Origin of the sequence: uncultured Pluralibacter sp. (genome assembly GCF_913775985.1) — a bacterium.
Taxonomy (GTDB): Bacteria; Pseudomonadota; Gammaproteobacteria; order Enterobacterales; family Enterobacteriaceae; genus Pluralibacter.
In genome coordinates this window covers 1-6,799 of sequence record NZ_CAJYMB010000155.1, presented here as the reverse complement: position 1 = coordinate 6,799, position 6,799 = coordinate 1, and the positions used below count along the sequence as shown (strand labels likewise).

Below are 6,799 nucleotides of genomic sequence, written 5' to 3'. Positions count from 1 at the left end.
CTGCCGGATCAGGCCGGGCTGCTGCGCGAGGCTTTGCGCCAGATGGCCCGCGGCGGGGATATTGATGCCCTGCTGCGCTACCAGCCGCACGCCGGCAGAACCGCCGATCGCGAATGTGTCGCCGACTATCTTCGGCGCTACCGTTTGAACGCCGGCCGGGAAAACGTGCTGCTGGTGAGCGGCGCGCAGCACGGTCTGACCGTGGCGATTATGGCGATGCTCTCCCCGGGAGACGTGGTGGCGGTTGATGCCCTGACCTATCCGGGTTTTAAGGTGCTGGCCACGCTGTTTCATCTGGAACTGGCACCTATTCCGGTGACGCCTGCGGGCCCGGATCTGGGTGCACTGCACCAACTCTGCCAGACCCGGCGCGTGAGGGCGATTTACACTATGCCGACGCTGCATAATCCGCTGGGCTGGGTGCTGAACGAAACCCGACGCCGCGAGCTGGTGGCCGTAGCGCGCATGCACGATTTACTGATTCTGGAAGATGCCGCCTATGCTTTTCTGGTCGCTAATCCTCCCCCGCCGCTGGCCGCGCTGGCGCCAGAGCGCACTCTTTACATCACCGGCTTTTCAAAAAGTATTGCTACCGGTCTGCGGGTTGGTGCGCTGGTGGCACCTTCTCGCCACGTGGCCGCCATCGAGCGCGCCATTCGTGCAACCAGCTGGAATACGCCAGCGCTGGTGACCGCCCTGGTGTGCAACTGGATCAAAGACGGCACCGCAGCCCTGCTGGAACAGCAAAAAAGGGAGGACGCGCGCCGCCGCCAGCGGCTGGTACGCGGCCTGAAATTTTCGCCGGCGCCTGCAGGTCATGAAAATAGCTATTTTAGCTGGCTGCCGCTCGGTGAAGAGGTGCGGGCCGAGCCGGTGGTCAGGCTGCTGATGGATGAAGGAATTTCAGTATCAACTGCGGCACCGTTCAGCACCACTGCCCATCCGCCGCAGGCGCTGAGGCTGGCGCTGGGCTCGGTGAGCCTCGATGACCTGTTGCCGGCGCTGGCAAAGGTGAAAGGTGCGATTGAATACGCCCATGATTTGTAGGGCCAGGGCCGGCGTGTATGACACAACCGGCTCGATAATATTTTTCATTGCATTTACTTTTAGAGCTGCATCAAACTTCTGAAAAATAGTCGATTTTAATATTTATGCATTAATTATGCATATTATCTGCACTACTCTTTTCCCGCCCCGCGCGGGCTATGAACCATCACTTCGCGGAATGCATTATTTTGGTGCATAGCATCACGTGCGGCACCTTTACCCTCTCAATACAAAAAATTAATAAAGTGTTAAATTGCTGTTCACACAGTGAGTATCACTATGACCACGGCCAAATAAAGAACATACCACGCACAATACGAAAGGTTCATCATGGAAAAGTTATCTTACGCCTCAGATAGCAGCACATCTGCCTGGAACACCTACCTGCAACAAATCGAGCGTGTGGCGCCCTACCTTGGCGAACTCTCCCATTGGGTTGATACCCTGCGCCATCCTAAGCGCGCCCTGATTGTCGATATTCCGGTACAAATGGACGACGGCACCATTCGCCACTTTGAAGGCTACCGCGTGCAGCACAACCTCTCCCGCGGCCCGGGTAAAGGCGGTGTTCGCTATCATCCGGACGTGGACCTGAATGAGGTTATGGCCCTGTCCGCATGGATGACCGTCAAATGCGCGGCGGTGAACCTGCCGTACGGCGGTGCGAAAGGCGGTATTCGCGTCGATCCTTTCAAGCTTTCAGAAGGCGAGCTTGAGCGCCTGACCCGCCGCTATACCAGCGAGATCGGCGTTATTATCGGGCCGCAGAAAGATATTCCGGCACCGGATGTCGGCACCAACGGCAAGGTGATGGCGTGGATGATGGACACCTACTCCATGAATCAGGGCACCACCATCACCGGCGTTGTGACCGGGAAACCGATTCATCTCGGCGGCTCCCTGGGCCGTGAAAAAGCCACCGGGCGCGGCGTCTGGATCACCGGTCGCGAAGTTGCCCGCCGGGCAAATATTCCGGTAAAAGGCGCCCGGGTTGCCGTTCAGGGTTTTGGTAACGTCGGTAGCGAGGCCGCACGCCTGTTTGCAGCCTCTGGCGCTCGCATCGTCGCTATTCAGGATCATACCGCGACTCTTGCCAACGACAGCGGCATTGATATGGCCGCGCTGACCGCCTGGCAGCTGGAGCACAAGCAGATTGCCGGCTTCCCGGGCGCGGAGACCATTGATGATGAAGCCTTCTGGAGCCTCGACATGGATATTCTTATCCCGGCGGCGCTGGAAGGCCAGATAACCCGCCAGCGCGCAGAAGGGCTGAAGTGCAAGCTGGTGTTGGAAGGCGCAAACGGCCCGACCTACCCGGATGCCGATGATATGCTGGCCGATCGCGGCATCATCGTGGTGCCGGATGTCGTGTGTAACGCCGGCGGCGTGACCGTGAGCTACTTCGAATGGGTTCAGGACATGGCCAGCTTCTTCTGGAGCGAAGAGGAAATTAACGAGCGAATGGACAAAATCATGACAGATGCCATGGTTCATGTCTGGGATAAAGCTGCAGAGAAAGAGTGCTCTCTGCGTACCGCCGCCTATATTGTGGCCTGCGAGCGGATCCTGATGGCGCGTAAAGATCGCGGTATCTATCCCGGCTAATTCCCTACAAAGTGGGCCGCCCGGCCCACTTTATTTTTTGCGATAATCCTCTTTGGTCTACACACCACTCTAATTGCCCCGCGCAAGCCGCTGCCCTGAGCTAATCTCAATGGGCTTATTCAGCGTGCATAATTGAGGAGACTCTGATGGCTGACTGGAACCCTTCTCTGTATTTGCAGTTTGCGTCTGAACGCACCCGCCCCGCGGCCGAACTGCTAGCCCGAATAGCGAAACCTGTCGCGCATGATATTGCGGATCTCGGCTGCGGCCCCGGCAACAGCACCGCGCTGCTCAGAGACGCCTGGCCCGATGCCGCTATCGTCGGTGTTGATAATTCGCCGGCGATGCTTGAGCAAGCCCGCAGTGCGCTGCCCGACTGCCAGTTTGTTGAAGCCGACATTGGCGGCTGGCGGCCCGATCGTCCGCTGGATGTGCTGTATGCCAACGCCTCTCTGCAGTGGATTAACGATCACGAAACCCTCTTCCCGCATCTGGCTTCCCTGCTGGCAAAAGACGGGGTACTGGCGGTGCAAATGCCCGATAACTGGCGCGAGCCGTCGCATACGCTGATGCGCCAGGTGGCCGAAGAAATGAACATTACCGCCAGCGCCCGCGCGCCGCTGGCCGGCGTTCGGCGCTATTACGATTTACTCAGCGAGAGCGGCTGCGAGGTGGATATCTGGCAGACGACCTATTATCACCCGATGGCATCACACCAGGCGATCATTGAGTGGCTTAGTGCCACCGGCCTGCGGCCCTATTTGCAGCCGCTGGAGGCTGCGGCGCAGCAGGCGTTTTTAGCACGCTATGCGGCACTGCTGGCTGAACACTATCCGCGCCAGCAGAATGGACAGGTCCTGCTGGCTTTTCCGCGGCTGTTTATTGTGGCCAGAAAAACTACCAGTTAAGGTCGCGGACCAATGAAAGATCCCACGCCGTAACGCACAGCGAGGCAAAAATAATCAGGTTAAGCACGGTTTGAAGAGCGTTTCTCTTTTTTGCCACCGTAAGTCCTCCTTGATAAACGGCGCTCATTACACACGGAAAGCCTTACCTTTTTCTTAACCCAAACTGCTAAAGGGTCATCCGGTATCGGACACACATCTTTTATGTCAGCTGATAATGCCGGTCGTGAACTCTTTTCGCCGGTATCTGCGGCTCATCGTTCATTTGCAGCAGGTCAATCTCGATGCTGTTGGCGATAGCATCCAGCGGCAGATCGTTGTTTTCCAGACCAAACGGCTCTTCCAGCTCTTCGGCCAGCGCGTCGAGTGACAGAAACGTATACGAGATCAGTACCGAGACAAACGGCGTCATGTAGTGCAGGTCTGTGACCAGCGCGAACGGCAGCATAATGCAAAACAGATACACGGTGCGGTGTAGGATCAGCGAGTAGGCAAACGGCAGCGGCGTATTGGCGATGCGCTCGCAGCCGGCCTGCACTGCCGACATGGCATTCAGACGCTGGTTAAGGCTTTGGAACAGAATATCGGACAATGCGCCCTCTTCCCGCCGCGCGGCCAGCCAGTTGCCCATCAGCAGCAGAATGCGGTTAGCCGGCGCCTGGGCTGCGAGCACCTCCCGCAGCTGGGACGGCGTCAGATATTTTGCCAGGGTCTCTTCCTGCGGCAGGCGCCGCAACTGCATGCGCAACGAATGGACAAAGGCGATTTGCAGGCGAGTGAAAGACGGAACATCGCACTGCGCCGGTAGCGTGGTTTTGACTTCCCGCAGCAGCGTGCGGGAGGCGATAACCAGCTCGCCCCACAGGTGGCGGGCGTCAACATAACGGGCGAAGCAGGCGTTATTGCGAAAGCCGAGGAAAATAGCGATCGCCACCCCGAGGATACTGAACGGCGCGACGGTAAGTTTGATACCGAGCGAGGTATACCAGGGCAGCAGAATAATCACCGCCACGGAAAGCAGAAAGTTAAGCAGCAGCCGGGTAAAGATTTTGGAGAGTACCGAACCGTGCCAGACAAGCGTTCGGGTTAGCCAGTGTTCGGAGGGTCTTACAATCATGATGGTTCGGCGCAGGAGAAACGATGAAGCAATTTAACGTGATTTACATCACGATTACAATCTACGGCAGCGTCCTCAGCTCCCCTCTCATCGGGAAAGCGGCTTACCCGCATCTTTAGTGAAAATAGTGCCTCTTTTTCTTTCGTTTTCTGCGAGGTTTAACGCAGGTGTTTCAGGGACACTAAATATGTATGTTGTAACTAATTTAGTTTATATATCCGCGCAGACCCCTGCGCGGTTCATCCCTATAATGATTTATAAAACAGCGTCGTACTGCAGACTTCGCCATCCGGCATTAATGCAAAGTCAGGAATAACCCCCGCTTTCTGCCAGCCGCAGCGCTGATAAAACTGTTCAGCCCCGCTGCCGGTAGCGGTATCGAGGACCAGCAACCGCTTGCCTCCTTCGCGGGCAATATTTTCCAGCTCACCCATCAGCGCCAGCGCAATACCCTGCCTTCTGCCCCGGGAGTGAACCAGCAGCTTCGCTACTTCGCCGCGGTGCGGCTGGTTTTCCGGCAGATCGATAATAAGCTGTACGGTACCGATAATCACATCCGCCTCGTCAACAGCCGCCAGCACTACCCGCTCTCCCAGAGCTACGCTATTGGACATCTTTTGCCAGAAAACCCGCGCTGTGTCCTGCTGAAACGGCAGCATAAAGCTGACGGAGGCACCGCCGTTAACGCAATCAGCAAGGACATCGGAAAGCTGGTCAATACGCGCGGTAATCTCTTCGGCAGATAGCGTGGTCAGATGAAATGTGGGTTGCATACAAACTCCTGTTCACGAAAGCATGACTATTGCACACAGCCAGAAATAGACAATTCTCGCCGTCATAGGATTTACCTATATTGTGAAAAACTGCGAATTTAATTATTAATTAGCAACGATGAAAAATGATGGTACGCAAGATTGTCTTTTGCCAGAAATATGGAGAGTTGAATAATGATAAATAAGCGACTGCTGCTCGCAATTTTAATCTGCGCAGCCGCAGGCTGTACGCCGCTGCAGCCTTCCGGATGCCATAAAACAACGGCGCTCGGCAGCTGCGGCTCGGGCAAATGGGACGACCAGGATGCATGGGGCGCGCAGGCGCGCGCAATCAGGTCAGCAATAAATGCCCAGCTTAGCGATCCCGAGGCATGGAAAGGCAAAAAATGCAGGTTACATATCCAGTTTGCTGAAGACGGCACCGCAACAAGCATATCAACCAGCCGCGGCAATAAGGCTTACTGCGCAGCATTACTCTCAGCAGCGCAAAAAGCCCGCTTCCCGGCATTCAGCAACAAAGAGGTGTACCGCGATTTTCAACAATCCCGGTTTGAAATGGGCAGTTAATCCGCCGCGTTATGGGCGTCATGGTCCCGGGCGCAGGTTCGGTTGCGCCCCGCTTTCTTGGCCTGATACAGGAAATCATCCGCCTCAACAATCAGCTCGTGAAAGGTATCGAGCAGCGTGCGCTGCTTAATGCTGCCGCTGCCCGCGCCGATGCTTACGGTGACGTTCAGCATCTGCTGACGCCACTGAAACGGGCTGGCCTCAACGCGGGTGCGGATAGCTTCCGCCAGCCGATAGCCGTCTTCTGCGTCGTCGGTGGCCGCGACCACCACAAACTCTTCGCCGCCCATGCGCGCCACCTGCCCGCGGCTGCCCACCGCATCGCTCACCCGGCGCGCCAGCGCCGCCAGCACGTAGTCGCCGCACTCGTGGCCGTAGTTGTCGTTTACGCTCTTGAAGTAGTCAATATCGAGCAACATCACGGTGAGATGCTGCTGGGAAGCGGGATAGCGCTGGGTTTTCAACAGCTCAAACAGGCCCGAGCGCGAGTATACCCGGGTTAAAAAATCGAAATCTGCCCGCAGTGACACCTGGCGGATCAGATTATTAATCGCAATGACGCTGGACGAGACGATCACCGGGCTGATGGCCAGCGAGGCAATGCCCAGGCGAGTAGAGAAAATCTGCGCATTTTGCAGCGGGCCGTCCACCGCCAGATTAATCAGCCCGTTAGCCACGAGAATTATCTCGCTGGCGCCGGTGACGAAAGTCAGCAGGCAGGTCACCGGCATGGGATAGCTGATAGCGCACCAGATAAGCGCCGGCAGCGGAAAAGCAAGGCTGCC

7 protein-coding genes are annotated in these 6,799 nt (G+C 56.8%); 4 read left to right on the top strand and 3 right to left on the bottom strand.

The annotated features are described in order from the left end of the window. From QZ766_RS22355 to tam, 3 genes are all read left to right on the top strand, one after another. A partial coding sequence (locus tag QZ766_RS22355) for a PLP-dependent aminotransferase family protein (protein WP_297207501.1) occupies positions 1 to 1,047 on the top strand: 1,047 nt, incomplete at its 5' end. Between the two features lie 330 nt (positions 1,048 to 1,377). Then, positions 1,378 to 2,652, top strand: coding sequence for a Glu/Leu/Phe/Val dehydrogenase (locus QZ766_RS22350; RefSeq protein WP_297207499.1), 1,275 nt, complete (start codon positions 1,378 to 1,380; stop codon positions 2,650 to 2,652). Between the two features lie 146 nt (positions 2,653 to 2,798). Then, entirely contained in the window at positions 2,799 to 3,560 is a 762-nt protein-coding gene (tam, locus tag QZ766_RS22345) for a trans-aconitate 2-methyltransferase (RefSeq protein ID WP_297207497.1), read from the top strand. 199 nt (positions 3,561 to 3,759) lie between these two features. Here tam and QZ766_RS22340 read toward each other — a convergent pair whose 3' ends face one another. Next, complete coding sequence (locus QZ766_RS22340; protein WP_297207496.1) at positions 3,760 to 4,674, bottom strand: bestrophin family ion channel; 915 nt, start codon at positions 4,672 to 4,674, stop codon at positions 3,760 to 3,762. A gap of 245 nt (positions 4,675 to 4,919) precedes the next feature. Beyond that, positions 4,920 to 5,447 carry a GNAT family N-acetyltransferase gene (locus tag QZ766_RS22335; protein ID WP_297207494.1) on the bottom strand — a complete coding sequence of 176 codons (528 nt, stop codon included), beginning with the start codon at positions 5,445 to 5,447 and terminating at the stop codon, positions 4,920 to 4,922. 174 nt (positions 5,448 to 5,621) lie between these two features. On the opposite strand from QZ766_RS22335, the gene QZ766_RS22330 reads away from it, so the two are divergent. After that, positions 5,622 to 6,014 (top strand): cell envelope integrity TolA C-terminal domain-containing protein, encoded by a 393-nt coding sequence (locus QZ766_RS22330; RefSeq protein ID WP_297207492.1) that lies wholly within the window; start codon positions 5,622 to 5,624, stop codon positions 6,012 to 6,014. On the opposite strand, the gene QZ766_RS22325 is transcribed toward QZ766_RS22330, so the two are convergent. Continuing rightward, positions 6,011 to 6,799 (bottom strand): GGDEF domain-containing protein (locus QZ766_RS22325; RefSeq protein ID WP_297207490.1); only part of this gene is annotated, 789 nt, incomplete at its 5' end. The two genes, QZ766_RS22330 and QZ766_RS22325, sit on opposite strands and share 4 nt — an antisense overlap.